This window comes from Blastococcus sp. OS1-29, assembly GCF_057628075.1.
In genome coordinates this window covers 281,137-307,036 of the sequence record NZ_JBXXJK010000005.1, presented here as the reverse complement: position 1 = coordinate 307,036, position 25,900 = coordinate 281,137, and the positions used below count along the sequence as shown (strand labels likewise).

Genomic DNA, 25,900 nt, shown 5'->3' with positions numbered 1-25,900 from the left:
CCCGTGAGCAGCAGCCATATGAACGCAGAACGCGACTTCGTCCGCGCCCACCTCGACGACCTGCACGCCGACCTCGACGCGTGGCTGCGCATCCCGTCCATCTCCGCCGATCCCGCGCATGCCACCGACGTCGCCGACAGCGCCGCCTGGCTGGCCGAGGCGCTGCGCCGCACCGGCTTCCCCTCGGTCGAGATCTGGCCGACGCCGGGCGCTCCCGCGGTGTTCGCCGAGTGGCCGAGTGCGGACGCCGGCGCGCCGGTCGCGCTCGTCTACGGCCACCACGACGTCCAGCCCGTCGACCCGCCCGAGCTGTGGGAGCACCCGCCGTTCGAGCCGACCGTCGTCGAGGGCCCCGACGGTCCCGAGCTGCACGCCCGCGGCGCCATCGACGACAAGGGCAACGTCGCCTTCCACCTGCTCGGCATGCGCGCCCACCTCGCCGCCACCGGCCGCGACACCCCCGCGGTCACCGTGAAGCTGCTGATCGAGGGCGAGGAGGAGTCCGGGTCGCCGCACTTCGCCGCCCTGCTGGAGGAGCGGAAGGACCGGCTGACCTGCGACGTCGTCGTCGTCAGCGACACCGGCATGGCCGCCCCCGACATCCCCAGCGCTGTGGTCTCGATGCGCGGACTGGCCGACGCCGAGCTCACCCTCCGCGGCCCGGCGATCGACCTGCACTCCGGCTCCTTCGGCGGTGGCGTCCCCAACCCGCTGCACGCGATGGCCGAACTGCTCGCCACGCTGCACGACGAGCACGGCCGCGTCACGCTGCCCGGCTTCTACGACAAGGTCCGCCCGCTCACCGACCGCGAGCGCGAGCTCATGGCCCGCGTGCCGTTCGACGAGCAGGCGTGGCTGCACGGTCCGGCCGCCTCGCGGATCGCCTACGGCGAGGAGGGCTTCAGCACGCTCGAGCGCCTCGGCGCCCGCCCGACTGCCGAGGTCAACGGCATGTGGGGCGGCTATCAGGGCCCCGGTCACAAGACGATCATCCCGGCCGAGGCGCACGCGAAGCTCACCTTCCGGCTGGTCGCCGACATGCGGCCGGAGGACGTCGGCCCGCAGTTCCGCGCCTGGGTGGAGGCCAACCTGCCGGCCGGCATCGAGGCCGAGGTGCACACCCCGCCCGGCGGCGTCTCCCCGTGCTCCAGCGACCTCGACTCGCCCTGGATGGCGGCCCTGCTCGCCGCCATCGGCCGGGCGTGGGACAGCGAGCCGGACGACGTCCTCTACCTCCGGGAGGGCGGCAGCGGACCGGAGGCCGACCTGGTCGAGGCCCACGGCGCCCCGTTGCTGTTCCTGGGCGCCGGACTGCCGACCGACCGCATCCACTCGCCCAACGAGCGGGTGCTGCTGTCGATGCTGCACCGCGGCGCCGAGGCGGCCGCGCACCTGTGGCGCGAGCTGGGGGAGTCGAAGAACTAGACGAGCGTGCCGACGACGACGGTCGCGCCCCGGTCGTCGTCGGTCACGATCCTGGCGGTCAGTCCGGCGGTTTCGACGACCCGGACGGCGTCGGCCGCCTGGTCCGCACTCGTCTCGAACATCAGCGAGCCACCCGGGGCCAGCCAGGCGGGCGCCGCGGTGACCAGCCGCCGGGCCACGTCCAGACCGTCCGCGCCGCCGTCCAGCGCCACCCGCGCCTCGTGCAACCGGGCCTCCGGCGGCATGAGCGCGATCGCCTCGCTGGGCACGTAGGGAACGTTGGCGAGCAGCAGGCCCACCCTGCCCCGCAACCCCGGCGGCAGCGCCTCGAACAGGTCACCGACGTAGGCGCGGCCGCCGAACCGCGCGAGATTGCCGGCGGCGCAGGCGACCGCCTGCGGGTCGATGTCGGCGGCGTGCAGCTCGACACCCGGCACCGCCGCGGCGACCGCGAGACCGAGGGCGCCCGACCCGCAGCAGAGGTCCACCACCACGGCACCCGCCCGGGCCAGCGCCACGGCCTGCTCGACCAGCGCCTCCGTACGCCGGCGCGGCACGAAGACCCCGGGGCCCACCGCTACCCGCAGCCCGGAGAACTCCGCCCAGCCCAGCACGTGCTCCAGCGGCTCCCCGCCGACGCGCCGCTCGACCATCGTCTCCAGGGCCTCGGGCGAGGCCGCTCCGGCCAGCAGCAGGCGTGCCTCGTCCTCGGCGAACACGCACCCCGCGGCGCGCAGGCGGACGACGACGTCGTCCTCGTGTGACCCGGTCATGGCGCGGGGACGCTACCCCGCGGTCCTAGGGTGGGCGGGTGACCGGACCCGCGCAGCCGGCCCCCGGGTGGTACCCCGATCCCGACGGGGCGGCCGGGATGGTGCGCTGGTGGAACGGGATCAGCTGGTCCGACGTCGCCACCCCCGCCGGGCCCGGGGTGGCGGTGCAGTCCTCGCCGGTCCTCGCGCCGCCCGTGCGGCCGGCCGTGCCCGAGTTCCAGCCGCCGCCGACGCCGCCCGGCAACCGCACGCCCTGGATCCTCGGGCTCTGCCTGCTCGTGCTGATCGCGGTCGTGGGCACCGCGCTGTTCGTCGGGAACTCCGGGACCGCGACGTCCGTCGCCGGCCCCACCGTCCCGTCCGGGCAGTCGCCACCGGCCGGCCCGACCTTCCCGCCGGGCACGCTGCGGATCATCGACGACGTCTCGGGCATCTCCTACCCGTACCTCGGCACCGGCTGGTACGAGTGGGCGCTCTGGCAGCAGCAGGAGACGACCAACACCGCCGGCCAGTACTTCACGACCCAGGAGGTCACGCCGGACGGCGAGACGTTCATCGCCCAGTGCTCCTCGGGACCGCTCGCCGACGCGTTCGGCTGGGGCGGTCCGTCGACCCTGCAGACGACGCTCACGGCGGTCGCCGACGAGGTCCGGCTGGCCCACTACCCGGGGCCCAACGAGCGGAAGGTGATGCGCGACGAGGCCCGCACCGTCGACGGCCACGCCGCACATCTCTTCGAGTTCCAGCTCTCCTGGGACGTGCCCGGCTACGACGCCACGGGTGAACGTGCCGCGCTGCTGCTGATCGACGTCGGCCGGCCCGCGCCCGCGCTGCTCTACATCTCCATCCCCAACACCCACGCCGAGCTGTACGGCGTGATCGACCAGGTCCTGGACTCCGTGCAGGTGCTGTGAAACGGACGCCGCACGGCGGCCGGTCGGTGGGCGCGGTTAGGGTCGGCGACGTGACAACAGCTGGGGCCGAACTGACCCTGCGGCACCCGGTGGAGCGCTTCACGCTGGACAACGGCCTGCGCGTCGTCCTGGCCCCGGACCGCAGCGTGCCCGTCGTGGCGGTGAGCGTCTTCTACGACGTCGGGATGCGCAACGAGCCCGAGGGCCGCACCGGCTTCGCCCACCTTTTCGAGCACATGATGTTCCAGGGGTCGGCGAACGTCCCGAAGATGGAGCACGCGCGGCTGGTGCAGGCCGCGGGTGGCACCTTCAACGGCTCGACCCACCAGGACTACACCAACTACTTCGAGGCGCTCCCGGCCGAGGCGCTCGAGCGCGCGCTGTTCCTCGAGGCCGACCGCATGGCCGCGCCGGCGATCACCGAGGAGAACCTCCGCAACCAGATCGACGTGGTGAAGGAGGAGATCCGGGTCAACGTGCTCAACCGGCCCTACGGCGCCTTCCCCTGGCTGCAGCTCCCGCAGATCGCGTTCGAGAGCTTCGCCAACACCCACGACGGCTACGGGTCGTTCGTCGACCTCGAGTCGTCCACGGTCGAGGACGCGACGGACTTCTTCTCCCGCTACTACGCACCGGGCAACGCCGTCCTGTGCATCGGCGGTGACCTCGACGTCCCGGAGACCGAACGGCTGATCCAGCGCTGGTTCGGTCCGGTCGCCGCCCGCCCGGTGCAGCCGGTCCCCGCCACCGGCGAGCCACGCCCGACCGAGGTGCGGACGGCGGTCGTCGAGGACGCGCTCGCTCCCGCGCCTGCCCTCGCCCTGGGCTGGCGCGTGCCCGACCCGGTCGGCGACTTCGACAGCTACCTGGGCACCGTGCTGCTGGCCGAGCTGCTCAGCGAGGGCGACGCCTCCCGCCTCGAGCGCCGGCTGGTGCACGACGACCGCATCGCGATCGCCCAGAGCAGCTACGTCGGCCTGTTCGGCGACCCGTTCGACGTCCGCGACGCGACGCTGCTGACCACGCAGGTGCACCACCCCGCCGGCGTGCCGGCCGAGCGGGTGCGCGCCGCGGTCGACGAGGAGATCCACCGCGTCGCCACGGAGGGGGTGGCCGCCGACGAGCTCCGCCGCGTGCAGGCCCGCACCGAGGCGCAGCTGCTGCGGCAGGCCGACTCGGTGCTCGGCCGCACCCTCGGGTTCGCGGCTGCGGAGCTGATCCACGGCCGGGCCGAGCTGGCCGGCGAGCTGGCCGCGCGGCTCGCGAACGTCACGACCGAGCAGGTGCGCGACGCCGCCCGGGCGCTGGATCCCGACAGCGTCGCGGTGCTGGAGCTGCGGGCCACGGGAGGACGACGGTGACCGAGCTTGGGAGGGCACGCAGGGACACAGCACTGCCAGGAACGCGGCCGACGAGCGCCAGCGAGGAGGACTCGTGACTGCGGCGCTGGACCTCTCGCTGATCCCGCCGCTGGGCGAGCCGCGTCCCCAGCCGGTGCCGGAGGCGCACGAGACGACGCTGCCGAACGGGCTGCGGCTGGTCGTCGTGCCACGCCCCGGCGTCCCGCTGATCGAGCTGCGGCTGCGGGTTCCGTTCGCAGCACGGACGGCGCGGGCCGCGGGGGAGCACACCGCCCGCGGCGCCGTCCTCTCCGGCGCGGTGCTGCTCGGAACCGGCGCGCACGACCAGACGGGCATCGCCCAGCTCCTGCAGAGCCACGGCGCCGAGCTCTCCATCTCCACCGACCCCGACCGCCTGCTGTTCGCCACGACCATGCTGCCCGGCGGCCTGGGCCCGGTCCTCGGCCTGCTCGCGGAGCTGCTCACCGACGCGACCTACCCCGACGACCAGGTCGAGGGTGAACGCGGCCGGGTGGCCGAGCGGATCGGCATCGCCCGTTCCCAGCCGGGCGTCATCGCGCGGACCGCCCTGGCTGCCCGCCGCTACGGCGACCATCCCTATGCCATCCAGCTGCCCGACGACGCCCTCGTCGCCGCGGTGGACGGCGACGCGCTGCGCACCCTGCACCGCGAGCGCGTGCTGCCGGCCGGCAGCAGCCTCGTGCTCGTCGGCGATCTCGACCCACGGCAGGCCACCGACGTCGTCGCCGGCGCGTTGGACGTGTGGTCGGCGACCGGGCACGCCGTCGAGGCGCCGCCGGCACCGGAGCTGCGGGTGCCCGGTATCGCGATCGTCGACCGGCCCGGTGCCGTCCAGTCCAACGTCCGGCTCGGCGGACCGGCACCCGGCCGCACCGACCCCGACCTGCCCGCCGTCCGGCTGGCCAACATGATCTTCGGCGGCTACTTCTCCTCGCGGCTGGTCGAGAACATCCGGGAGCGGCGGGGCTACACCTACAGCCCGCGCAGCTCGGTGGACCACCAGGCGGCCGGCTCGTCGTTCCTGGTGGAGGCCGACGTCACGACCGAGGTCACCGGCGCGGCGCTGCTGGAGACCCAGTACGAGCTCGGCCGCATGGCGTTGACCGCCGTCACCGACGCGGAGCTCGACGGCGCGCGCCGCTACATCCTCGGCAGCATGGCGCTGTCCACGGCCACCCACGCCGGGCTGGCCAGCACGCTGGCGGCGCTCATCGGCGCCGGTCTTCCCGCCGAGTGGCTGGCCGAGCACCAGCGGGCGCTCGGCGCGGTCAGGGTCGAGCAGGTCCAGGAGGTCTCGCTGCGCTACCTCGCGCCCGAGGCGCTGACCGCCGTCGTCGTCGGCGACTCCGGCCGCATCGCCGGGCAGCTGCAAGCGCTCGCCCCGACCAGCGTCACGACGGACCGGGACCCCGCGTGAGCGTGCCCGCGGGTGGCAGCACCCCGGCGGACAACCCGCCTCCGACCGAGCGGACCGCGGCCGAGCGCGCCTGGCCGGAAGGCACCCGCAACTCCGACGGCGTCGTCCCGGTCCTGTCCCGCGTCGCTCACGACCGGGCGCACCTGGCCCGCACCCTCCCCGACCCGACCGCCGGCCGGCCGGTCCGGGTGCTCACCGTCGACGGCAAGCGGACCGTCCCGGTCACCGAGAGCGCCGGGGGCCCGCGACTGGTCTGGGACGAGCAGCCGAAGCTGCCGCTGGGCGCGGTGTTCCTGGGTGAGGCCGACGGTGTGCCCTACGCCGCCGTGCGCGGCGAGCGGTCCCTCACCGTCAACGGCCGGCCCGTCGACACGTGGACCGGGCTGCGCGAGGTCGGCGCCGACCTGCCGGACCTGGACGCCGGTCTGCTCGTCGAGGCCATCGGCATCCTGGAGTGGCACGAGCGGAACCGGTTCAGCCCCCTCAGCGGAGCGGCGACGACCATCGAGCGGCACGGCTGGGTGCAGCGCGACCCGGCGACCGGCGCCGAGGTGTTCCCGCGGACCGATCCCGCCGTGATCATGCTGGTGCACGACGGGGGCGACCGGGTGGTGCTCGGCCGGCAGGCCGTCTGGCCGCCCGGGCGGTTCTCGATCCTGGCCGGCTTCGTCGAGCCGGGGGAGTCGGCCGAGGCGGCGGTCGCCCGCGAGGTCGCCGAGGAGGTCGGGCTGCGCGTGTCCGACATCCGGTACGCGGGCAGCCAGCCGTGGCCGTTCCCGCAGTCGCTGATGCTCGGCTTCGTCGCGCGCGCGGACGGGAACCACGAGCTGACGCTCGACCCCGACGAGATCGAGGAGGCCCGCTGGTTCACCCGGGCCGAGCTGCGGGCGGGCGAGGGGCCGCGGGCCCTGCCTCCGCCGGTGTCCATCGCCCGGCACATCCTCGACCGCTGGGTGGCCGGCGACTTCGACTAGCGGGCCAACCTGCCACCGAGCACCAGCGCCGGGCGATCGGGGTGGTCGGCGAGCACGACGGCGTCGGCCAGTCCGACCGGGTCGACCTCCTCGTCGTACCGGTCGAACGCGGGCAGCTCCCAGGCCTGCTCCGAGGGCGTGAGCCGGCGCCGCGCCGCCGGGCCCAGCCGCAGGTGGATGACCAGGTCGAACGCCAGGCCCACCCCTTGCAGCAGGGCGCCCGGCACGAGCAGGACGCCGTCGGCCGGCATCGGCCGGCGACGGGCGCGCGCGGCGCGGTCCCGCTCGAGATCCCAGAGCACCGGGAGGTAGCTGCCCGAACCGCCCGGGCCCACCGGGTTCAGCACCTCGCGGGCCAGCGCGCCGACGTCCAGCCAGTCGGTGTACCGGGCATCGGGGTCGGTCCGCCCGTGCTCCAGGCGCAGCGACGCCGGACGGTAGAAGCCGGTGGCAGGCACCACGACCGCCGGCCGGCCGAGGGCCGGGAGCCGCTCGGCCAGTTCCTCGGCCACGGCGTCCGGCCGCGCGGCGTCGGGACCGTCGACGGCGACGCGCAGCGCGGCCGCGCCGGCCTCGGGCCGGGTCGCGGCCAGGAGCCGGCCGAGTCGGTCGGCCAGCGCGGAGCGGGTGAGCGGTTCGGGGTCGGTCAGGACCGGCCGTCCGCCACGCCGACAGCAGCGGCGTCCGCGAGCTCGCGGGTTGCGGGCAGGGGGTCGCCGTCGGTGGGGTGGTTCTCCGGCGACGTCGTGCTGCCGCTCAGGCTGTCGAGCACCTCGCGGGCCAACTGGGCGACCGGGCGGCCCTGCGATCGCGCGTCGCCGCGCAGGGACTCGAAGGCCGCCCGCGCGCTGAGCCCGTGCCGCTCGGCGAGGATCCCGATCGCCCGCTCGGTGGAGACGCGGGCGGCCAGGGCGTGCTCGAGCTGGGCGACCGTGCGCTCCAGTTCGGCGATGCGGGCGTTCGTGGGGTCGTCGCCCTCGGACGCGCCCGACGGGCCGCGCACCGAACGCCGGGCGCTGCGGTCGGGTTCGTGCAGGACGCCCAGCTCCTCGGCGACCAGGTCGGCGAGGGAGAGGCCCTCGATCAGGTCGGCGGCGTCCTCGATGCCCGCGGGCGACGTCACGGCCCAGCCGCGCGGCGTGCGGGTGAGGGAGACCGGGCGGGGGAGCGGTGCGTCCGAGGTCACGCCGGCGACCTCCGTTGCCAGTGCCGGCCGCAGGGGCGCGACGTCGTCGGAGCCGCGGTCGCGGCCCGCTGAGGGGCGATCATGCCCCTTCGGGGGCCGGGGACCAGGGATCACCGAGGTCTCATGCCTCCGAGAGCTGACCGAGCTGCGACTTCACCTGGTCGAGGCTCGGGTTGGTCAGGGCGGTGCCGTCGGTGAACAGCAGGGTGGGCACCGTGCGGTTCCCGCCGTTGGCCTGCATCACGATGTCGGCGGCAGCCGCGTCGTTCTCGATGTCGACCTCGGCGAACTCGATGCCCTCGCGCTGCATGAGCTTCTTCAAGCGCACGCAGTAGCCGCACCACTGGGTGGTGAACATGGTCACGGGAGCGCCGGGGGTCGTGGTCATCGTGGAGATCCTCCATGGTCGTGCGGGGACGGTCCACCCCCGGGAGGGTGGAACCGCGGTCTGCAAGGGGGAACGTGGGGCGCCTGGGGATGCTTCCCGGGATCGTCCGTATCGGCTGCGAGGATGGGCACACGGACGGCGCGGACGCGGCGTCCGTTCGTCGGACAGGAGGGGGTCGGCGGTGTCACTGATCGGTGTCGAGGCCGGGAACCTGTCCCGCGCCGAGTCGGTGCTCGCCGCTCTCGACGACGAACAGCGCGCGGCCGCCCAAGCCGTGACCGGGCCGGTCTGCATCCTCGCCGGCGCCGGCACCGGCAAGACCCGCACGATCACCCATCGCATCGCCTACGGCGTACACACCGGGGTCTACGTCCCCGAGCAGGTGCTCGCGGTGACCTTCACCGCCCGTGCCGCCGGCGAGCTCCGCGGCCGGCTGGCCGCCCTCGATGTCGGCGGAGTGCAGGCCCGAACGTTCCACGCGGCGGCCATGCGTCAGCTCCGGTACTTCGCCCCCCGGGTACTCGGTGGCCCGATGCCCTCCCTGGTCGAGAACAAGCTCCGGTTGGTCGCCACGGCGGCGTCCCGCTCCCGGCTGTCCACCGACCGCACGAGCCTGCGCGACCTGGCCAGCGAGATCGAGTGGGCGAAGACGACCCTGGCCACGCCCGACGACTATCCGGCGCGTGCCAAGGCCGCCGGCCGGGAGCCGCCCTTCGAGGCGGCGGCCGTGGCCGCGGTGTACGCCAGCTACGAGTCGGCCAAGCAGCGCGACGGAGCCCTGGACTTCGAGGACCTGCTGCTGGTCACCGCCTACGCGCTGGAGGAGCACCGCGAGGTCGCCCAGCAGGTGCGCGCCCAGTACCGGCACTTCGTCGTCGACGAGTACCAGGACGTCAACCCGCTCCAGCAGCGGCTGCTGGATGCCTGGCTCGGCGGCCGAGCCGAGGTGTGCGTCGTCGGTGACCCCCACCAGACGATCTACTCGTTCACCGGGGCCGACCCCGACTACCTGCTGGGCTTCGCCGACCGCTATCCCGACGCCGCCGTCGTCAAGCTGGAGCGCGACTACCGGTCCACCCCGCAGGTCGTGGCGCTCGCCAACCGCCTGATCGGTCAGGCGCCACGGCGCAAGGGCCTGCCCGGGTTGCGGTTGCTCGGCCAGCGGCCGGACGGCGCCGAGCCGACCTTCGTCGAGCACCCGGACGAGCCCGCCGAGGCAGCCGCCGTCGCGGCGCGCTGCCGGGCGCTGATCGACCAGGGCATGCCGGCGGCGGAGATCGCCATCCTGTTCCGCATCAACGCCCAGTCCGAGGTGTACGAGGCGGCGCTGACCGACGTCGGCGTGCCGTACGTGCTCAAAGGCGGGGAGCGGTTCTTCGAGCGGCCGGAGATCCGCGAGGCGGTCCTGCTGCTCCGCGGTGCGGCGGCCGGCGGCAGCGAGCCCGGCGCGCTGGTGCCGACGGTCCGCGACGTGCTGGCCACGACCGGCTGGGTCGAGCACCGCCCTCCGCCCGGCGGGGCGGCGCGCGACCGCTGGCAGTCGCTGGCCGCGCTGGTCGACCTCGCCGTCGACCTGGTCGCCGAGAATCCCTCCCTCGACCTGGCGGGCTTCGTGGGCCATCTGGCGGAACGGGCCAACGCACAGCACGCGCCGACGGTGCAGGGCGTCACCCTCGCCTCGATGCACGCGGCCAAGGGCCTGGAATGGGACGCCGTGTTCGTCGTCGGCCTGGTCGACGGGGTGGTCCCCATCGCGCAGTCGCTGTCCCGCCCCGACGCCGTCGAGGAGGAGCGGCGGCTGCTGTACGTGGCGGTCACCCGCGCCCGGGAGCAGCTGACCCTGTCCTGGTCGCTGGCCCGCAACCCGGGCGCCAAGCGCGCCCGGCCGCGGAGCCGCTTCCTCACCGGCATCGCGCCGGAGTCCGCACCGAACGCACCCGGTCCCCGACGCCCGGGCAAGATGGCCAAGGTCGTCCTCGAGGGGGAGGCCGGCGAGCTGTTCGAGCGTTTGCGGGCGTGGCGCAGCCAGGTGGCGCAGGCGGCGTCCGTGCCGGCCTACGTCGTCTTCACCGACGCCACGCTGCAGGCGATCGCGGAGACGCGCCCGGCGAACCTGCTGGAACTGTCGTCGCTGCCGGGCATCGGCGCACGCAAGCTCGATCTCTACGGTGCGGGCGTCCTGGCCACCGTCGGCGAGTAAGAAGAGGACCACCCTCCCCCCACGCCTCGCACGCTCGGCGGGGTGACTGAAGGATGGCCATCCGTTAATTCGATTGACCGCGCTCCGGGCGGGTCATAGTGTTCCGGCACACACGAGTTGCACCCAGCGATCCCGGCCGCCGTGGCCCGGACGAGCACCGAGAGGAGGGGGCACCTGATGACCACCATGACGTCGACGTGGGCCCCCACCGATCTCCTCGGCCTGGGGGGCTACGACGTGCGCCGGTGCACCGAGCTGGACGGTCGGAACCGCATCGGCGTCAGCCCCGCTCCGCGCGTCGCCCAGTTCCAGGGCACGGGTCTGCCCACCGCAGGCACCCCCTTCGCGCACAACTCCATCGTCACCACCCTCGGGATCCATCCCTCGAGGAGACCGCAGAGCTAGCGCTCGACCGGTCCTCTCCGAGGCCGCGGAACCCGAACCCCGGGATTCGCGGCCTTTCTCTTTGTCCGCGACACCCGGCACCCGACCACCGGTCGGCGGGTTCCGCCGGCATCGCAGACAAGAGGAGGAGCGGCAGTGCAGCAGACGATCGACCGCCGGACGTCCCACCGCCGAACCGGGCTCCCCTGGACCGGGGGGATCTCGGCGCGCAGACCCGTGACCCCGGTTGCTCCGGCACCGGTGCGGCGCCCCCTGCCGTGCCGCGTCGAGGACCCGGACCTGTGGTTCGCCGACACGCCCGCCCAGCTGGAGCTCGCCAAGAGCTTCTGCGCCGACTGCCCGGTTCGCGACGCCTGCCTGGCCGGCGCGCTGGACCGCGCGGAGCCGTGGGGCGTCTGGGGCGGAGAGATCTTCGAGCGCGGCTCGGTGATCGCGCGCAAGCGGCCGCGGGGACGTCCCCGCAAGGAGGTCGCCGCGTGAAAGAGGACCCCGTCCTCCCCACCCCTCACAAGCTCGGGGCGGTGCCCGGGACGGGGCCATGTCAAGCAACCGAAGGAAGTGCCATGTACTCGTACCTGATCGAGCACGATCTGGCCCAGAGCCGGATGCGCGAGGAGGCGGAGCAGATCCAGGCCGCCGCGCGCGCTCGCCGGCTCTACCTGGCCCGGCGTGCCACCCGTCGGGCGGAGCGCGCTCTGCGTCGCGCCGCCCGCGCCAGCGCCGCCGTGTGATCGTTGGTGCCGGCCGAGGCCGGTCCGGACGCTCCTGGTGCGTCCGGACCGGCCTCGCCCGGAAGAACGACTAGCGGGACTGGCGGCGGGCGACGACGACGAGCACGCCCAGCACCACGACCAGTGGCGCCCACGAGGGGAGCGCGAACGGGCCGAGCAGCAGCCCGGCGACCAGCAGGACGAGCCGGAAGGCGAGCGAGAAGGCGACCAGCAGCAGTACCCAGAAGAGAACCGGACGCTCGCTCCGCAGGCGGTGCAGGTAGTTCATCGGCCCTCCCGGGTCCTCCGTCCACGACACCCCGGGCATCGGCATCGCCGCCACGCTCCTGAAGCCGGAGCACGCCACGAAGCCGCGGTCACTCCACGAAGCCGGGGAGCCACTCCTCGAGGATCGCCCGGAAGTTGCCGGCGGCGCCGAGCTGGCACAGCACCCCGATCGAGCCGATGGTCACCCGGTGGATCAGCAGGTAGGCCGGTGGCAGGTTCAGCTGGCGGCCCAGCCGGCTCACCTCGGTGCGCGGGTCGGCGATCCGCGCGGCCTGCTCCTGCATCCAGGCACGGGTGAAGTGGAAGTGGTCGGTCATGAGCGGCTCGAGCAACGGCCGCAGGTAGTCCAGCACCCCCTGGGCGTCGACCTCGACGTTGGGCCGGACGAAGCCCTCGGCGCGCAGGTCGGTGAGCACCTCGTCGGCCTTCCCGGCGAGCGCCCACCGGAGCAGCCGGCCGATCGGCTCGGGGTGCCCGTCGGGCAGCCGGGCGGTGGCACCGAAGTCGATGACTCCCAGGCGCCCGTCGTCGAGCATCCGGAAATTGCCGGGGTGCGGATCGGCGTGCAGCAGGCCGGCCCGCTGGGGGCCGGAGAAGTGCAGGACGGCCAGCAGTTCGCCGGCTCGGTTGCGCTCCTCCTGGCTGCCCTGGGCGATGATCCGCGACAGCGGCGTCCCGTCCAGCCACTCCGACACGATGACCTTCGGCGAGCTGGCGACGATCCTCGGGACCAGGATCTGCGCGTCCCCGGCGTAGGCCGCGGCGAACGCCCGCTGGGCGTCGGCCTCCAGGCCGTAGTCCAGCTCTTCGGCCACCCGCGCCTTCAGCTCGGCGATCAGCGGCTTGACGTCCATCCCGGGGAACAGCGCCGCGAACATCCGCGCGAACCGGGCCAACTGGTTGAGGTCGGCCATCAGCGCCGTCCCAGCGCCCGGGTACTGGATCTTGACCGCGACGTCCCGGCCGTCCCGCCAGGTCGCCCGATGCACCTGCCCGATGCTCGCCGCCGCGGCCGGCTGATCGTCGAAGTCGGCGAACCGCTGGCGCCACGTGCCACCGAGCTGCTGGGCGAGCACGGCGTGCACCGTGCGCACCGGCATCGGGGGCGCCTCTTCCTGCAGCTTGACGAGGGCCTCCCGGTAGGGGGCGGCGATCTCCTCCGGGACGGCGGCCTCGAACACCGACAGCGTCTGGCCGAGCTTCATCGCCCCGCCCTTGAGCTGCCCGAGGACGGCGAACAGCTGCTCGGCGGTCCGCTGCTGGAGCTCGGCGGCCACGTCGTCGGCCGGTCGTCCCGACAGCCGCTTGCCCAGCCCGAGGGTCGCGCGCCCCGCGGCGCCGAGCGGGAGGGACGCAAGGCGGGCGGTCCGTGACACCGATCCCCGTGGCATCACCGGTCCGTCGTCACTCACACGTCCTCCTCGCCGGCGCCCCGCCCCTGGAGGGCGTCGCCGTGTCGTCTCGGGTGAGCTGATGGGCTCGGTCAGCCGCCCATTCTTCCCTGTCGGGCCCCGATCCCGCCCGGAGGAACCCTTCCGGACTCGCCCGGGAGGGTGGCCCGTTGCTGCTGCCGAGTGTCGTCGGCCACCGCGCCGCACTCGCAGGCGGGGTGCGGCGGCCATCGGCGCAGTCGGGGTCGGAGGTCCGGTGGCCGCAGCTCGACGACCGCGCCGAGGGCCGCGGGAGCCGCCCGGCCGTCGAGGTAGGCGAGCACCTGCAGCGCGGCGGTGGCGACGGTGACGAGGCAGGTGACCGTCGCGCCGCTGGGCGGCGGCTCGGTGGCGGTCAGCTGGGCGGCGACCCGGGGCCACTGCGGGTCGGCGTCCCGGCGGTGCAGGTCGCCGCAACGCAGGCAGCTGGTCACCCCGGGCACCACGAGCGGCCCGACGACGCCGATCTCTCCGCGCACGGTGGCGACCAGGTGCGGCACCCGACGGTCGAGCGCGTCGGCGACGAGCGGATCCGAAGCGGCCCACGGGCGGGCGAGCACGACGAGATCGGCCGCCTCGTCGGCCAGCGGCCGCAGGTCTGTGAGCGGGCTGGCCCGTCGGATCGCGTCCGCGGCGGCCACGGCGCGGGGGCGGCCCTCGTCCGCCGCGCTCAGCCCGCCCACGATCGCGTCGCCGGCGGCCACCACGCCCGGGTCGCGCACGCTGATCCGGCCGACACCGCTCGCGGCGAGCACCGCGGCCAGGGGGACCCCGACCCGGTTCGCGCCCTCGACCGCGACCACGGCGGTGCGCCGGCGCTGCCATACGGCGCCGGCGGGGCCGGATGCCAGAGCGGCCGGGAGTTCGGTTGCCGTACGGGCCACGGCCGCCGGTCCCGCGTCGGCGGCCACGAGGTCCGCGGGATCGACGTCGAGGAGGACGCCCGTCGCCCGCAGCCCGTCGAGCAGACCGGCCACCGTCGCCGGGTCGAGCCCGGCGTGGCCGGCGTCGGCCAGCACTGACCGCGGGCTCCGCCGTCCGTCGAGACCGCGCAGCAGCCGCGCCAGTCCTGCGGCCTGCGGGCCGATGCGCACCCCGGTGCCGGAGTCGACGCCGCCGACCTGGACCGACCGTGCGTCGACGTGCAGGACCGGGGTGGCGGCGGGCAGCAGGGGATGGGGCGTGGAGGTCACGGGGGCAGCGTCGCAGCCGTCGCCGCGTCGGCGCTGCCGTCGTCCACAGCCTGCGGAACGACGAACGGCGGCGCCCCGGGAGGGGAACGCCGCCGATCGGGTCGTCCGGCTTCAGGCCTTGCCGAGGATCCGGTTCATCTTGGTGCCGCAGACCGGGCAGGTGCCCTGAGCCATGCGACGGCCGGACTCGCTGACCTTGACCTCGCCGTCGAAGTCGCGCTTGTCCTTGCACTTCACGCAGTAGCCGTTGTAGCTCTCAGCCACGGGATCTCCTCGCTCTCGGGGCGCCTCGGCATGCCCGCCGGTCGCCGTTGCGCAGGCACGCTACCCGTGTCGGACGGTCAGGCAACGGCGGGCGGGTCCCGCGCCCGCCCGCACGAGCCCCCGAGTTCCCACAACCTGTGGACAATGCTGTGGAACACGTGGGGACTGTTCGGCGTGTCGCTGTGTGCGGGCCGGGGACAGGGCGTTGGCCACTGTTCCTGCGCCGGACGTGAACGGGCCTCCGACCTGCACGGACGGGAGTCGGCGTCCTGTGGACGACTCCGCAGCGCAACCCCTTGTCACCGGGGAGAGCGCCCGCGTGTCCACCATCCGTGCGACGTGTACCTACATGGGTGCCTCCGCGCAGGCGCGCGGTCGCCGCCGTGGCTTACGGTGCCTCCGTGCCCCGACCGACTCCCGACGCCGCCGCGTCCCCCGACGGTGACGCCGTCGGCAACGTCGTCGAGGTCCGGCGCAGCGCCCGTCGCCGCCGAACGGTCACCGCCTACCGCGAGATGGGCCGCACCGTCGTCCTCATCCCGGCGGCCTTCAGCCCCGCGGAGGAGCGCCGCTGGGTGGCCCAGATGGTCGCCAAGCTGCAGACGCGGGAGGAGCGCCGCCGCCGGTCGCTCGGGGGCGACAGCGAGCTGATGGCCCGCGCACGCGCCCTGTCGGCGACCCACCTCGACGGCCTGGCCGAGCCGGCCAGCGTCCGATGGGTCGACAACCAGCACCGCCGCTGGGGTTCGTGCACGCCGGCCGACCGCAGCATCCGCCTGTCCAGTCGGCTCCGGGCCATGCCCGACTACGTCGTCGACTACGTCCTGGTGCACGAGCTGGTGCACCTGCTCGAGCCGGGCCACGACGAGCCGTTCTGGGCACTCGTCGCGCGCTACCCGCGGGCCGAGCGGGCGCGCGGCTTCCTCGAGGGCGTCGAGCAGGCCACCCACGCGACCGAGCCGCACGGGGACGACCCCGTCGACTAAGCCTCCAGCAGGGTCCCGCCGCGAGCGTGCGAGTGGCGGGGGGTCCTTCTACTCAGGAGCTACTCCGTGAGTCCCTTGAACTCGTCGTCCATGCCCTGACGCGCCACGAAGTCCAGCGGCTCGTCGAGGTCGTCGGAGGTCGGCAGCAGATCGGGGTGCGACCAGAGTGTGTCCCGCTGGGCGCTGCCGTAGCGCTGGGTCATCGCTCCCCACACCGTCGCGGCGTCGCGCAGTCGCCGTGGGCGCAGCTCCAGCCCCACCAGCGTCGCGAACGTCTGCTCCGCCGGACCGCCGGTGGCGCGCCGCCGGCGCATCGTCTCGGCCAGCGCCGCGTGCCCGGGCAGCCGGTCCTTCGCGGCCTCCGCGACCACGGTGTCCACCCAGCCCTCGACGAGGGCGAGCAGCGTCTCGAGCCGACGCAGCGCCATCTGCTGCTCGGGCGTCTCCTCCGGCTCGAGTACGCCGCTGCCCAGCAGCTGCTGGATGCTCTCGGGGTTGCTCGGGTCGATGCCGCCCTCCATGCCCGACATGGCCTCGGTGAGCCCCTGCTCGATCTTCTCCCGGTCGATCGTGATGCCGCGCGCGTACGCGTGCACCGCGTCCTGGAGTTGCTGGCGCAGCCACGGCACGTGCGCGAACAACCGCTGCGAGGCGGCCTCCCGCAGGGCGAGGAAGAGGCGGACCTCGTCGGCCGGACGGTCCAGGCCCGCCGCGAAATCGGCGACGTTCTGCGGCACCAGCACGCCGGTGCCCGCAGGGGCGAGGGGGAGTCCGACATCGGTGCTGGTGACGACCTCGTCGGCGAGTTTGCCCAGCGCCTGCCCGACCTGGGCGCCGAACATCAGGCCGCCCATCCGGCCCATGATCCCCGCGATGGGGCCGAGCGACATCGCCGCCTCTTGGGGCAGCGCGCTGGTCATCGCCGCCACGACGCGCTCGGCGAGGGGATCGATGAGCTGGTTCCAGGCGGGCAGCGTCTTCTCCACCCAGTCGACCCGGGACCACGCGGCGGTGCGCTCGATGCCCGAGGGCAGCTCGGTGGCCTGGTCGAGCCAGAGGTCGGCGAGGCGGAGCGCCTCGGCGACGGCGGTCTGCTCGGCCTGCGAGGTGGGCTGGTGGCCGGCGGCCAGCTGGCTGATCGCGCCCTGGCGGGCGAGGTCCCAGTTCACCGGACCGCCCGACCAGCTCATCAGCTTCTGCAACTCGGCGAACAGCGGCATCTTGCCCATCAGGTCCTCCGGCGATCCGCCGGCCCCGATGCTGCCGAACAGTGCGCCGAGGCCGAACGGGTCGCCCGCAGGGTCGGGCTCCCGGCGCTCGGGGTCGCGGTCGGGGAGCCCGAAGCCGAACGGCACATCAGTCATGTGCCCACGGTAGACGGCTGATCTTGGGGTGGCGGCCGGCAGTTTGCGCCCAGGGCGGACACGCCCGCCGGGAAGGCGACATAGGCTCGCCCGTCGTGACCCGCCGGACCGCCGTCCTGACCGCCGGCGTCGTGCTCCTGGTGCTCTTCGGAGTCCTCGGGACGACGCTGCCGGTGCCCTACGTCGCCCAGGTTCCCGGGCCGACGTTCAACACCCTCGGGGACATCGACGGTTCGAAGATCATCACCATTGAGGGTCGCACCCCGAACAAGGTGACCGGCCACCTCAACCTCACCACCGTCGGGGTCAGCCGGGGCGGCCTGAGTCTCGTGCAGGCCGTCCGCGGCTGGTTCGACGACGAGACCGCCGTCGTCCCCGAGGAGTCGGTGTACCCGCCGGGCCGGTCGGAGCAGGAGACCCGGGAGGCCAACCGGCAGGCCTTCCTGACCTCGGAGCAGGCCGCCGAGAGCGCGGCCCTCGGGCACCTCGGCTACCCGGTGAAGGTCGTCGTCCAGCAGGTCCCGAAGGGGTCGCCGTCGGCGGCGGTGCTCGCCGAGGGCGACACGATCGACGCGATCGACGGCCGGGCCACCCCGGACACCGACACGCTCGCCGACGTCCTCACCGGCATCCCGGCCGGGACGACGGTCACCGTCGACACCACCAGGCTCAGCCGGCCCGGCCAGGTCCAGGTGACGACGAAGGCCGCCGCGGGGCGGAAGGGGTCCATGCTCGGCGTGAGCGTCCTCGCGCAGCCGTCGGCCCCGTTCGACGTGCACATCGACGTGAAGGACGTCGGCGGTCCGTCGGCCGGCCTCATGCTGACCCTCGGCATCCTCGACCTCGTCGGGGACGACGATCTCACCGACGGGAAGGTGGTGGCCGGCACCGGGACGATCGACACCCAGGGAAAGGTCGGCCCGATCGGTGGCATCACGCTGAAGATGGCCGCGGCCAAGGGGATCGGCGCGCAGCTGTTCCTCGTGCCGGCGGACAACTGCTCGGAGGCGACCGGCGTGGCCGACCCCGGGTTCCCGCTGGCCAAGGTGGGTGATCTGGACGACGCCCTGAAGGCCCTGACCGACTTCGAGGCGGGACGCACCCCGGCCGGCTGCTGAGCAGGTTCGCGTGGGGGAAGCTGTGCGGGAACCCGGCGGTGCCCGGTGCGTTGTCCAAGTGAGCCCGGGACCGCGCCCAGCACTCCGGCCGCCGTGTCGGTCCCTGCCGATCGACGAATGAACGACTGAAGGAGACCGCTCGTGGCCATGCGGCCCCCCGTGCCGGTGCCGACGCTCTCGCGGCGCGCCAAGCTGATCCTCGGCGCCATCGCCGTGCTGCTCCTGCTGTTCACGGTCATCGGCTCGTTGACCAACGTCTACGTCGACTACCTGTGGTTCGACGAGACGAAGTACACCGAGGTCTTCTGGACCGAGTTGCAGACCCGGGCCCTGCTGTTCGCCGTCGCGGGCGTCGCGACCGGCGGGCTGGTGGCGACGGCGGTCTACCTCGCCTACCGGTACCGCCCGACGTTCCGGCCGATGTCGCTGGAGCAGCAGAACCTCGAGCGGTACCGCCAGTCGCTCGAGCCCCGTCGCGGCCTGGTCCTCAGTGCCGTCGCCGTGGTGCTGGGGCTGTTCGCCGGCTTCACCGCCCAGGGCAGCTGGCAGACGTGGCTGGAGTTCCGCAACGGCACCGAGTTCGGCACGAAGGACCCGCAGTTCGGCATCGACCTGTCGTTCTTCGTCTTCGACTACCCGTTCTACCGGCTCGTGCTGGGCTTCGGCTTCGCCATCGTGCTGCTCGCCCTGATCGGCTCGACGCTCACCCACTACGTGTTCGGCGGCCTGCGCCTGCAGACGCCGGGACAGAAGCTGACCGCTGCCGCACGGGTGCAGCTGTCGGTGCTGCTCGGCCTGTTCGTCGCGCTCAAGGCGGTGGCGTACTGGCTGGACCGCTACGGGCTGGTCTACTCCGACCGCGGCGGGGTGTTCACCGGCGCCAGCTACACCGACGTCAACGCGCTGCTGGTGCCCAAGACGATCCTCGTCTTCGTCGCGTTCTTCTGCGCGGTGGCCTTCTTCGCCAACATCGCCGTCCGCAATTTCCTGCTGCCGGCGGCGGCGCTGGTGTTCCTGCTGCTCTCCAGCCTGGTGATCGGGGTCGCCTACCCCGCGATCGTGCAGCAGTTCGTGGTCGGCCCCAGTGCCAACCAGAAGGAGGCGCCCTACATCAAGCGGGCCATCCAGTCGACGCGCGCGGCCTATGGCGTCGACAAGGTCGACTACGTCGACTACGCCCAGAGCAGCACCGGCAACCAGGTCGACCCGCAGGCGGCGCTGAACGATCTGCGCAACGACACCGAGACCATCCCGAACGCCCGGCTGCTCGACCCCAACGTGCTGTCGGAGACCTTCACCGCGCTCCAGCAGATCCGCAACGTCTACGGCTTCCCGGAGAAGCTCGACATCGACCGGTACACACTGCCGGACCCGGCGACGGGGCAGGAGAAGACCCGCGACTACGTGGTCGCGGTGCGCGAGCTCAACAGCGCCGGCCTGTCGGAGAACCAGGACACCTGGATCAACCGACACACCGTCTACACCCACGGCAACGGCTTCGTGGCAGCGCCGGCCAACGAGGTGGTGGCCGGTGAGGAGGGCGGCAAGCCGAACTTCACCACCAAGGACCTGCCCACCACCGGCAACATCCCGGTCACGCCGAACGGGGCGCGCATCTACTACGGGGAGCTCACCAAGCAGGGCGGGCAGGACGTGTACTCCGTCGTCGGCGCACCGAAGGGAACCAGCCCCGCGGAGTTCGACCAGCCCGAGGACGGCTCGGCACAGGGACAGATCAACAACACCTACGACGGCAAGGGCGGGGTGTCGATCGGCAGCTTCTTCCGCCAGCTCACGTTCGCCATCTATTACCGCGAGCGCAACTTCCTGCTCTCGGGCGCCGTCAACGACAACTCCAAGGTCCTTTACGTCCGCGACCCGCTGAACCGGGTGGAGAAGGCGGCGCCCTTCCTCAAGGTCGACGGCGACCCCTATCCGGCGGTGATCAACGGCCGGGTCACCTGGATCCTCGACGGGTACACGACGTCGGACGCCTACCCGTACTCGGAGTCGATGTCGTTGGGCGCCGCGGCCCAGGACTCGCTCACCGGCGCCGGCACGACGGCGCTGCCCGACGAGCAGTTCAACTACATCCGCAACTCGGTGAAGGCCACGGTGGACGCCTACGACGGCACCGTGACCCTGTACCAGTGGGACCCCAAGGACCCGGTCCTCACGACCTACATGAAGGCGTTCCCGGGCATGGTCAAGCCGCGCTCCGCCATGTCCGACGAGCTGGTCAGCCATGTGCGTTATCCGGAGGACCTGTTCAAGCTGCAGCGGGACATCCTGACCCGCTACCACGTGTCCAACCCGGTCGACTTCTACCAGCAGAGCGACCGCTGGCAGGTGCCCAACGACCCGACGAAGGACACCCAGGACGCGCAGCCGCCGTACTACATCCTGGCCCAGCGGCCGGGGGACGACGTCGCCAGTTTCCAGTTGACGAGCGCGCTGAACGCGTTCAACCGGGAGAACCTGTCCTCGTTCATCTCCGCCTCCAGCGACCCGGCCACCTACGGCAAGATCCAGGTGCTCCGGCTGCCCGGCAACACGCCGTTCCGCGGGCCGCAGCAGGTCCAGCAGTCGTTCATCACCAACAACCAGGTCAGACCCGACCTGACCCTGTTCAACAGCCAGGAGTCACGTGCGGTCTTCGGCAACCTGCTGACCCTCCCCATCGGCGGGAGCGGTCTCCTCTACGTGGAGCCGTTGTACGTGCAGGGGCGCGGCACGAACTCGTTCCCGCTGCTGCAGAAGGTGCTGGTCAACTACGGCGACCGGGTCGGGTACGCCAACACCCTGCAGGCGGCCCTGGACCAGGTGTTCGGCGCGGGGGCGGGGGAGTCCGCGACCGGTGGCAGCGCCACGCCCCCGACCGGCGACGGGACGGCGGCGCCCACCACCCCGTCGGCTCCGACCACGGCTCCACCGGCCTCCGGTGGCGGTGCGCCGGCCGATCCCGCGATGACCAAGGCGGTCTCGGACATCAACGCGGCCCTGAGCGCGCTGTCCACCGCGCAGAAGAACGGTGACTTCGAGGGGCAGGGCCGCGCGCTGGCCGACCTGCAGAAGGCCGTCACCGAGTACCAGAACGCCCAGCAGGCGGCCGCGTCGTCGAGCTCGGCCGCGGCGAGCCCGACCGGCTGACCGCCGGGGAAGGGAGCGGGACGCCCCGCTCCCTTCCTCCGTGCGGCTGGTAGGGTGGTGTCTACCGACGCGGGGTGGAGCAGCTCGGTAGCTCGCTGGGCTCATAACCCAGAGGTCGCAGGTTCGAATCCTGCCCCCGCTACAACAGGACGAGGCCCGGCGCATCAGCGCCGGGCCTCGTCGTTTCTGCCGCGACCACGGCTGAGGCCCCTCTGACCCGGACGGGTACCGGCTGCGGCCCAGCCTCCTCGGTCTGGCGCTGCAGGGCCGGCACGCCGCCGACGAGGTCCTCAGCACCTACCGGCCGGACGCGGCCATCTCGCGGCTGCGCCGGGTCGAGCTGCCCCTCGCCGACTGCCCGCCCGAGGTCACCGAGTGCTCGACCTCGGCGAGCAGGCGAGCCGCACCTCGGGCGGCGCGTTCAGCGTGCACCTTCCGCGGCCGGACGGCGCGAGCGTCCTGGACCCCAGCGGCGTGGTGAAGGGCTGGGCCGCCGAGCGTGCCGCGGAGGTGCTCCGGGTGGTGCCGGAGACCGGGTTCTGCCTGTCGGCCGGCGACGACATCGTGTGCCGCACGGAGGATCCCGACGCGACGCCGTCGGTGGTCTGGGCGGACGGCTCGACGACCACCGTGCACGACGACGCGGCGGTCCTGCCGCCGCGGCCACTGAGCCCGGTGGCTCAGACGACGCTGAGGTAGGCCGACCGCCGGTCCAGGCGGGGGTGTCCCCGGCGCTCGGCCGGGTAGGTCGGCGGCGGCAGCGTGCGGCGCGCGGCCGGGACGGCGACCGGCGGCGGGGGCGCGACGGCGTGGTCGGGCTTGGCCGGCCGGCTGCTGCGCATCGCCGCCAGCAGGGCGTGCGGCCGCGTGGCGTCGTCCTCGTCCTGCGAGAGCAGGGGAACGGGCCGGCGGACGACGGCCGGGAAGCGCTCGGCGCGCGGTGGGTGCTTCGGGTCGGGCAGACGGAGGTCCGCGAGGTCCTTCCACGTCGAGTGGCGCAGCCCGTCCACCCGGCAGCGCACCCGCGCCGCCACCCGGCCGTCGCTCTCGTGCCGCCAGCCGACCAGCTCGCCGGAGTACCAGATGCCGCGGTGGTGGATCTCGACGGGCTGCGGCCTTGCGAGCATGCTCGCCGCGTCATCCCGTGCCACGAGCGGACTGTAGGTCGCGGTCCGCGCGGGGGTCGGCAGGCGCGCGCGGCCCTGGTGCCGGTGTGACGCGGCTGTCACGGGTGTCGTCGGATGCGTTCCCACGGGCCGTGTATCCTGGGATCTACCGACGCGGGGTGGAGCAGCTCGGTAGCTCGCTGGGCTCATAACCCAGAGGTCACAGGTTCGAATCCTGTCCCCGCTACAACTGCGAGAGCCCGGTCCCTGATGGGGCCGGGCTTCTCGCTTTCCGGCGTCCTCAGGCGGCGCCGGGTGCAGGGACGCCGGCGGTCACCGGCACGCCGACCTCGGCGGCGGACCGCGCGATGGCGGCCGACGCGCGCTCCGCGAGTGCGGCGATGGTCAGCGAGGGGTTGACCGTCAGCGAGGTCGGCACCGAGCTCCCGTCGGTGACGAACAGGCCGGGTGACCCACGGAGCTCGTGGTCGCCGGTCAGCGCCGAGGTGACCGGGTCGTCGCCCATGCGGCACGAGGACAGCGGGTGCGCCGAGAGCGAGGGCTGGCCGCCGACCCAGGACAGGTGCCGGCCGACGCCGTCCTTCTCGATGATCGCCCGGATCTCCGCGTCCGAGGCGGCCCAGCCGCGCCGCGTGGCGGCGTTCGCCTGGTAGCTCAACGTCGTCACCGCCGCCGTCGGCGCGGCCCGGACGAAGTTGCCCGTCGGCGGCGGCGGCCCGAAGACGCCCTCGTTGTCGTCCTCGGTGAGCGCGAGCAGGGTGAGCCACGACCGCCAGCGGGCGGTCAGGGTCTTCTTGTCCACCCCGAACCACTGCGGTTCGGCGGCGGTGCCGTCCTCGGGCAGGACGTTGGTGATCGACGGGAAGTAGATCTGCTGCAGACCGAAGCGCTCGAACTCCGGTCGGCCGCCGTCGAGGAAGTCGTAGCTCATCGAGCCGATCGGCTTGCCGATGTGGAACGCCTCGAACGCGACCCCCGGCTCCCGCTCCAGCCCCAGCACCGAGCCGAGCTTCCCCTCGTCGAGCAGGGCCATCGAGACGCGGTCGCCGTTGGGGGAGAAGTACCGGCCGACCGCCGCCGGCACGCCACCGAGGGCGGCCGCCGAGCGCTGGAGGATCACCGGCGTGCCCATCGCGCCGGCCGCCATGACGACGACCTTCGCCTCGATCGAGCCCGCCCCCTGGGTCAGCCGGTAGTCCGACGGGTCCACGACGGTGTAGTCGACGCGGTAGCGGTAGCCGGGCGTGGTCGCCTTCCCGACGAGCTGCACCTCGTGCAGCGGCCGGATCTCCGCCCCGTGGGCACGGGCGGCGGGCAGGTAGTTGAGCAGCATCGACCGCTTGGCGCCGAACCGGCAGCCCGAGAGCATCCAGTTGCAGTTGGTGCAGCGGGGCAGGTCGACGGCCAGGGGCACCGGGTTGCAGGTGTGCCCGGCGTTGCGGCAGGCGGCCGCCCACACCCCGCCGGCGTACGGCACGTCGTCCCAGGTCTGCTGCGAGACGGGGATCGTCTCCTCGACGCGGTCGTACCAGGGGTCGAGCGCCGCCCGGGTGACGTCGGCGGGCCACAGCCGGCGCCGTCCGGTGGACCCTGTCCGGTCGAACACGAAGGACGGCGCCCGCAGCGAGGCGGCGAAGTAGACGACGCTGGAGCCGCCGACGCAGTTGCCGGCGACCACCTGGACGCCGTCGCCGTTGATCAGGTCGACGTAGCGCGTGTACGTGCCCACCTGCAGGTCGTGGGCGAACTCCTCGGTCGCCACCTCCGGCCCGCGCTCGAGCAGCACGACCGAGGCGCCGCCGGCGGCCAGGTTGTAGGCCGGGATCGCGCCGCCGAAGCCGGTGCCGACCACCACGACATCGGCGGTCTCGACGGTCATGCGGGCTGCCCCGTGCCCGTGGTGGCCGGATGGACGTCGGCCAGGGGACGGCCGTAGGAGAACACGGGGTAGCGCCAGAGCCCGTCCGCGTCGGGCATCGGGAAGTCCAGCCAGCCGAGACCCGGGTGGCCCGAGCGCACGGCGTCGGCGGTGTGCAGGTGTCCGGCGGTGTGGAAGGCGAGCATCGCGATGCCGGCCAGGCCGTACCAGGCCAGCTGGTCGGGGCGCTCGCCGTCGAGCAGTTCCAGCGCGACCTCGGTGCGGTGCCCGAACGGCAGGCCCACGAACGGCGGCACGCCGGGAGCAGGCACCACCGCGTGGGCGGCGGCATAGCGGCTCGCCTCCGCGTTCAGCGCCGCGGCAAGGGCCGGCAGCGCCGCGGCCAGCCCGACCGGGCCGAACCGCATCATGTCCACCGCACCCGCCTGCACCGCCCCGGGCCCGGTGGTGGCGCCGGCGACGGCCCGGTCGTTCCGCGAGCGCTTCTCGCCGGGCACCATCGTGTCGCTCCGGGCCTCGAGGGTGAGGGTCTCCGCGTCGAGCGAGCGGGGGAGGGGGACGGCGCCGGCCTCGGGCATGCGCAGGCCGGTCAGGGGCACGGCGAGCGCGGCCGCCGACACGATCTGGAGCAGTCGCCGGCGCGACAGCCCGGCGGTACGCAGGTCGCTCATCGGGCGCAGGTGGGGTCCAGGGGGATGCCCGCCTCGACGCCGAGACCGGAGCCGCCGCGGCCGTAGGCCTTCAGGTGGGCCGCGAGTTCGGGGCTGACCGGCGCCACCAGCGCGGCCGCCCGGTCGATGCCCGCGGGCACGCCGCCGACGGTGAGGTTGCGCAGCCGTCCGGCCGCCTGACCGCTGCCCTTGTCGAACCAGTAGCTGCCGTCCCAGCGGATCACCGGCACGTCGCCGCGGGAGAACTGCACGCTCCAGTGGTCGCGCTGCCAGTACTGGCACTTCCCGGCCGCGATCGCCACGCGGGCGGGTTCGGCGAGGGCGAACGCGAGCGCCCCGCCGTTGTCCACGGTGATGTCGCGCTTGGCGTACTCGACGCAGAGCGGGTCGTCGGGGTAGGCGGAGAGGTCGGGCGCCTCGCCCTCGGCGAATCGGTGCACGTCGCACTCCCCGGCGAACGGCGGCGCGTAGTACGGGCCCACCGGCAGATCCGCGGCGTGGGCGGCGCCGGTCGACAGCCCGATCAGGACGGCGGTGAACGGCAACACGAGCGTTCTCCAGCGCATGGAGATCCCTCCGCGGGTGGGTCCGGGACGACCGGTGTGACCCGTCCAACGAGACCCTCCGCGCCGCGGTTACTCGTCGGTAGAAATCTC

26 protein-coding genes and 2 tRNA genes are annotated in these 25,900 nt (G+C 73.6%); 15 read left to right on the top strand and 13 right to left on the bottom strand.

Going from position 1 to position 25,900, the window contains the following annotated elements; translation table 11 throughout:
* The first annotated feature begins 3 nt into the window (after positions 1-3).
* Positions 4-1,425 carry a M20/M25/M40 family metallo-hydrolase gene (locus tag AC2H4J_RS15100; RefSeq protein WP_487465687.1) on the top strand — a complete coding sequence of 474 codons (1,422 nt, stop codon included), beginning with the start codon at positions 4-6 and terminating at the stop codon, positions 1,423-1,425.
* Here the strand turns inward: AC2H4J_RS15100 and AC2H4J_RS15095 are convergent.
* A complete protein-coding gene (locus AC2H4J_RS15095) occupies positions 1,422-2,198 on the bottom strand; it encodes a putative protein N(5)-glutamine methyltransferase (RefSeq protein ID WP_487465686.1) in 777 nt (258 codons plus the stop codon). The two genes, AC2H4J_RS15100 and AC2H4J_RS15095, sit on opposite strands and share 4 nt — an antisense overlap.
* A 38-nt stretch (positions 2,199-2,236) precedes the next feature.
* On the opposite strand from AC2H4J_RS15095, the gene AC2H4J_RS15090 reads away from it, so the two are divergent.
* The 4 genes from AC2H4J_RS15090 to nudC all read left to right on the top strand — a co-directional run bounded on the left by AC2H4J_RS15090 (position 2,237) and on the right by nudC (position 6,885).
* Positions 2,237-3,112 carry a DUF2510 domain-containing protein gene (locus tag AC2H4J_RS15090; protein ID WP_487465685.1) on the top strand — a complete coding sequence of 292 codons (876 nt, stop codon included), beginning with the start codon at positions 2,237-2,239 and terminating at the stop codon, positions 3,110-3,112.
* Positions 3,113-3,162: 50 nt separating this feature from the next.
* A complete protein-coding gene (locus AC2H4J_RS15085; protein WP_487465684.1) occupies positions 3,163-4,473 on the top strand; it encodes a M16 family metallopeptidase in 1,311 nt (436 codons plus the stop codon).
* A 73-nt stretch (positions 4,474-4,546) separates the two neighbouring features.
* Positions 4,547-5,911, top strand: coding sequence for a M16 family metallopeptidase (locus AC2H4J_RS15080; RefSeq protein ID WP_487465683.1), 1,365 nt, complete (start codon positions 4,547-4,549; stop codon positions 5,909-5,911).
* A complete protein-coding gene (nudC, locus tag AC2H4J_RS15075; RefSeq protein WP_487465682.1) occupies positions 5,908-6,885 on the top strand; it encodes an NAD(+) diphosphatase in 978 nt (325 codons plus the stop codon). Before AC2H4J_RS15080 ends, nudC begins: the two co-directional genes overlap by 4 nt.
* Here the strand turns inward: nudC and AC2H4J_RS15070 are convergent.
* The 3 genes from AC2H4J_RS15070 to AC2H4J_RS15060 all read right to left on the bottom strand — a co-directional run bounded on the left by AC2H4J_RS15070 (position 6,882) and on the right by AC2H4J_RS15060 (position 8,459).
* A complete protein-coding gene (locus AC2H4J_RS15070) occupies positions 6,882-7,397 on the bottom strand; it encodes a nucleoside/nucleotide kinase family protein (RefSeq protein ID WP_487465681.1) in 516 nt (171 codons plus the stop codon). The genes nudC and AC2H4J_RS15070 overlap by 4 nt on opposite strands.
* Before the next feature lie 134 nt (positions 7,398-7,531).
* On the bottom strand, positions 7,532-8,071 hold the full coding sequence (locus tag AC2H4J_RS15065; RefSeq protein ID WP_487465680.1) for an ANTAR domain-containing protein: 540 nt from the start codon (positions 8,069-8,071) through the stop codon (positions 7,532-7,534).
* Between the two features lie 121 nt (positions 8,072-8,192).
* Complete coding sequence (locus AC2H4J_RS15060; protein ID WP_487465679.1) at positions 8,193-8,459, bottom strand: mycoredoxin; 267 nt, start codon at positions 8,457-8,459, stop codon at positions 8,193-8,195.
* Between the two features lie 181 nt (positions 8,460-8,640).
* Between AC2H4J_RS15060 and AC2H4J_RS15055 the strand changes: the two genes are divergently transcribed.
* From AC2H4J_RS15055 to AC2H4J_RS15040, 4 genes are all read left to right on the top strand, one after another.
* Positions 8,641-10,659 carry an ATP-dependent helicase gene (locus AC2H4J_RS15055; protein WP_487465678.1) on the top strand — a complete coding sequence of 673 codons (2,019 nt, stop codon included), beginning with the start codon at positions 8,641-8,643 and terminating at the stop codon, positions 10,657-10,659.
* A gap of 177 nt (positions 10,660-10,836) precedes the next feature.
* Complete coding sequence (locus AC2H4J_RS15050; RefSeq protein ID WP_487465677.1) at positions 10,837-11,064, top strand: hypothetical protein; 228 nt, start codon at positions 10,837-10,839, stop codon at positions 11,062-11,064.
* 135 nt (positions 11,065-11,199) lie between these two features.
* Positions 11,200-11,544: a WhiB family transcriptional regulator gene (locus AC2H4J_RS15045; protein WP_487465676.1), complete on the top strand. Its 345-nt coding sequence runs from the start codon at positions 11,200-11,202 to the stop codon at positions 11,542-11,544.
* 83 nt (positions 11,545-11,627) lie between these two features.
* Positions 11,628-11,795 carry a hypothetical protein gene (locus AC2H4J_RS15040; protein WP_487465675.1) on the top strand — a complete coding sequence of 56 codons (168 nt, stop codon included), beginning with the start codon at positions 11,628-11,630 and terminating at the stop codon, positions 11,793-11,795.
* Between the two features lie 70 nt (positions 11,796-11,865).
* Here AC2H4J_RS15040 and AC2H4J_RS15035 read toward each other — a convergent pair whose 3' ends face one another.
* From AC2H4J_RS15035 to AC2H4J_RS15020, 4 genes are all read right to left on the bottom strand, one after another.
* Complete coding sequence (locus AC2H4J_RS15035) at positions 11,866-12,063, bottom strand: hypothetical protein (protein ID WP_487465674.1); 198 nt, start codon at positions 12,061-12,063, stop codon at positions 11,866-11,868.
* 88 nt (positions 12,064-12,151) lie between these two features.
* On the bottom strand, positions 12,152-13,474 hold the full coding sequence (locus AC2H4J_RS15030; RefSeq protein ID WP_487465673.1) for an ABC1 kinase family protein: 1,323 nt from the start codon (positions 13,472-13,474) through the stop codon (positions 12,152-12,154).
* Between the two features lie 71 nt (positions 13,475-13,545).
* Entirely contained in the window at positions 13,546-14,685 is a 1,140-nt protein-coding gene (locus AC2H4J_RS15025) for a ThiF family adenylyltransferase (protein ID WP_487465672.1), read from the bottom strand.
* Between the two features lie 111 nt (positions 14,686-14,796).
* Positions 14,797-14,949 carry a DUF5679 domain-containing protein gene (locus AC2H4J_RS15020; protein ID WP_170977676.1) on the bottom strand — a complete coding sequence of 51 codons (153 nt, stop codon included), beginning with the start codon at positions 14,947-14,949 and terminating at the stop codon, positions 14,797-14,799.
* Positions 14,950-15,350: 401 nt separating this feature from the next.
* On the opposite strand from AC2H4J_RS15020, the gene AC2H4J_RS15015 reads away from it, so the two are divergent.
* The gene (locus AC2H4J_RS15015) at positions 15,351-15,935 is read left to right on the top strand and encodes a M48 metallopeptidase family protein (protein WP_487465671.1); all 585 of its coding nucleotides are present in this window, start codon (positions 15,351-15,353) and stop codon (positions 15,933-15,935) included.
* A gap of 59 nt (positions 15,936-15,994) precedes the next feature.
* Here the strand turns inward: AC2H4J_RS15015 and AC2H4J_RS15010 are convergent, their stop codons facing one another.
* On the bottom strand, positions 15,995-17,299 hold the full coding sequence (locus AC2H4J_RS15010; protein WP_487465670.1) for a zinc-dependent metalloprotease: 1,305 nt from the start codon (positions 17,297-17,299) through the stop codon (positions 15,995-15,997).
* Between the two features lie 95 nt (positions 17,300-17,394).
* Between AC2H4J_RS15010 and AC2H4J_RS15005 the strand changes: the two genes are divergently transcribed.
* From AC2H4J_RS15005 to AC2H4J_RS14990, 4 genes are all read left to right on the top strand, one after another.
* Entirely contained in the window at positions 17,395-18,417 is a 1,023-nt protein-coding gene (locus AC2H4J_RS15005; RefSeq protein WP_487465669.1) for a YlbL family protein, read from the top strand.
* A 147-nt stretch (positions 18,418-18,564) separates the two neighbouring features.
* Positions 18,565-21,567 (top strand): UPF0182 family membrane protein, encoded by a 3,003-nt coding sequence (locus AC2H4J_RS15000; protein ID WP_487465826.1) that lies wholly within the window; start codon positions 18,565-18,567, stop codon positions 21,565-21,567.
* A gap of 68 nt (positions 21,568-21,635) precedes the next feature.
* Positions 21,636-21,709 (top strand) — tRNA-Met (locus tag AC2H4J_RS14995).
* Between the two features lie 233 nt (positions 21,710-21,942).
* Positions 21,943-22,266, top strand: coding sequence for a hypothetical protein (locus AC2H4J_RS14990; protein WP_487465668.1), 324 nt, complete (start codon positions 21,943-21,945; stop codon positions 22,264-22,266).
* Here the strand turns inward: AC2H4J_RS14990 and AC2H4J_RS14985 are convergent.
* A complete protein-coding gene (locus AC2H4J_RS14985; RefSeq protein ID WP_487465667.1) occupies positions 22,248-22,718 on the bottom strand; it encodes a hypothetical protein in 471 nt (156 codons plus the stop codon). The genes AC2H4J_RS14990 and AC2H4J_RS14985 overlap by 19 nt on opposite strands.
* Before the next feature lie 128 nt (positions 22,719-22,846).
* Here AC2H4J_RS14985 and AC2H4J_RS14980 point away from each other — a divergent pair.
* Positions 22,847-22,920 (top strand) — tRNA-Met (locus AC2H4J_RS14980).
* Between the two features lie 54 nt (positions 22,921-22,974).
* Here AC2H4J_RS14980 and AC2H4J_RS14975 read toward each other — a convergent pair.
* Genes AC2H4J_RS14975 through AC2H4J_RS14965 form a run of 3 tightly spaced genes read right to left on the bottom strand, consistent with a single transcriptional unit; the run spans position 22,975 to position 25,792 of the window.
* On the bottom strand, positions 22,975-24,573 hold the full coding sequence (locus AC2H4J_RS14975) for a GMC family oxidoreductase N-terminal domain-containing protein (protein WP_487465666.1): 1,599 nt from the start codon (positions 24,571-24,573) through the stop codon (positions 22,975-22,977).
* Positions 24,570-25,244, bottom strand: a complete 675-nt coding sequence (locus AC2H4J_RS14970; protein ID WP_487465665.1) for a DUF5987 family protein — start codon at positions 25,242-25,244, stop codon at positions 24,570-24,572. Before AC2H4J_RS14970 ends, AC2H4J_RS14975 begins: the two co-directional genes overlap by 4 nt.
* On the bottom strand, positions 25,241-25,792 hold the full coding sequence (locus tag AC2H4J_RS14965) for a hypothetical protein (protein WP_487465664.1): 552 nt from the start codon (positions 25,790-25,792) through the stop codon (positions 25,241-25,243). The genes AC2H4J_RS14970 and AC2H4J_RS14965 overlap by 4 nt, the downstream gene beginning before the upstream one ends.
* Positions 25,793-25,900 lie beyond the last annotated feature (108 nt).

Coding starts and splice junctions, on each gene's coding strand:
- AC2H4J_RS15095 (WP_487465686.1), bottom strand. CDS start 2,198: ATGACCGGGTCACACGAGGACGACGTCGTCGTCCGCCTGCGCGCCGCG.
- AC2H4J_RS15060 (WP_487465679.1), bottom strand. CDS start 8,459: ATGACCACGACCCCCGGCGCTCCCGTGACCATGTTCACCACCCAGTGG.
- AC2H4J_RS15050 (WP_487465677.1), top strand. CDS start 10,837: ATGACCACCATGACGTCGACGTGGGCCCCCACCGATCTCCTCGGCCTG.
- AC2H4J_RS15040 (WP_487465675.1), top strand. CDS start 11,628: ATGTACTCGTACCTGATCGAGCACGATCTGGCCCAGAGCCGGATGCGC.
- AC2H4J_RS15035 (WP_487465674.1), bottom strand. CDS start 12,063: ATGAACTACCTGCACCGCCTGCGGAGCGAGCGTCCGGTTCTCTTCTGG.
- AC2H4J_RS15010 (WP_487465670.1), bottom strand. CDS start 17,299: ATGACTGATGTGCCGTTCGGCTTCGGGCTCCCCGACCGCGACCCCGAG.
- AC2H4J_RS15000 (WP_487465826.1), top strand. CDS start 18,565: ATGCGGCCCCCCGTGCCGGTGCCGACGCTCTCGCGGCGCGCCAAGCTG.
- AC2H4J_RS14975 (WP_487465666.1), bottom strand. CDS start 24,573: ATGACCGTCGAGACCGCCGATGTCGTGGTGGTCGGCACCGGCTTCGGC.
- AC2H4J_RS14970 (WP_487465665.1), bottom strand. CDS start 25,244: ATGAGCGACCTGCGTACCGCCGGGCTGTCGCGCCGGCGACTGCTCCAG.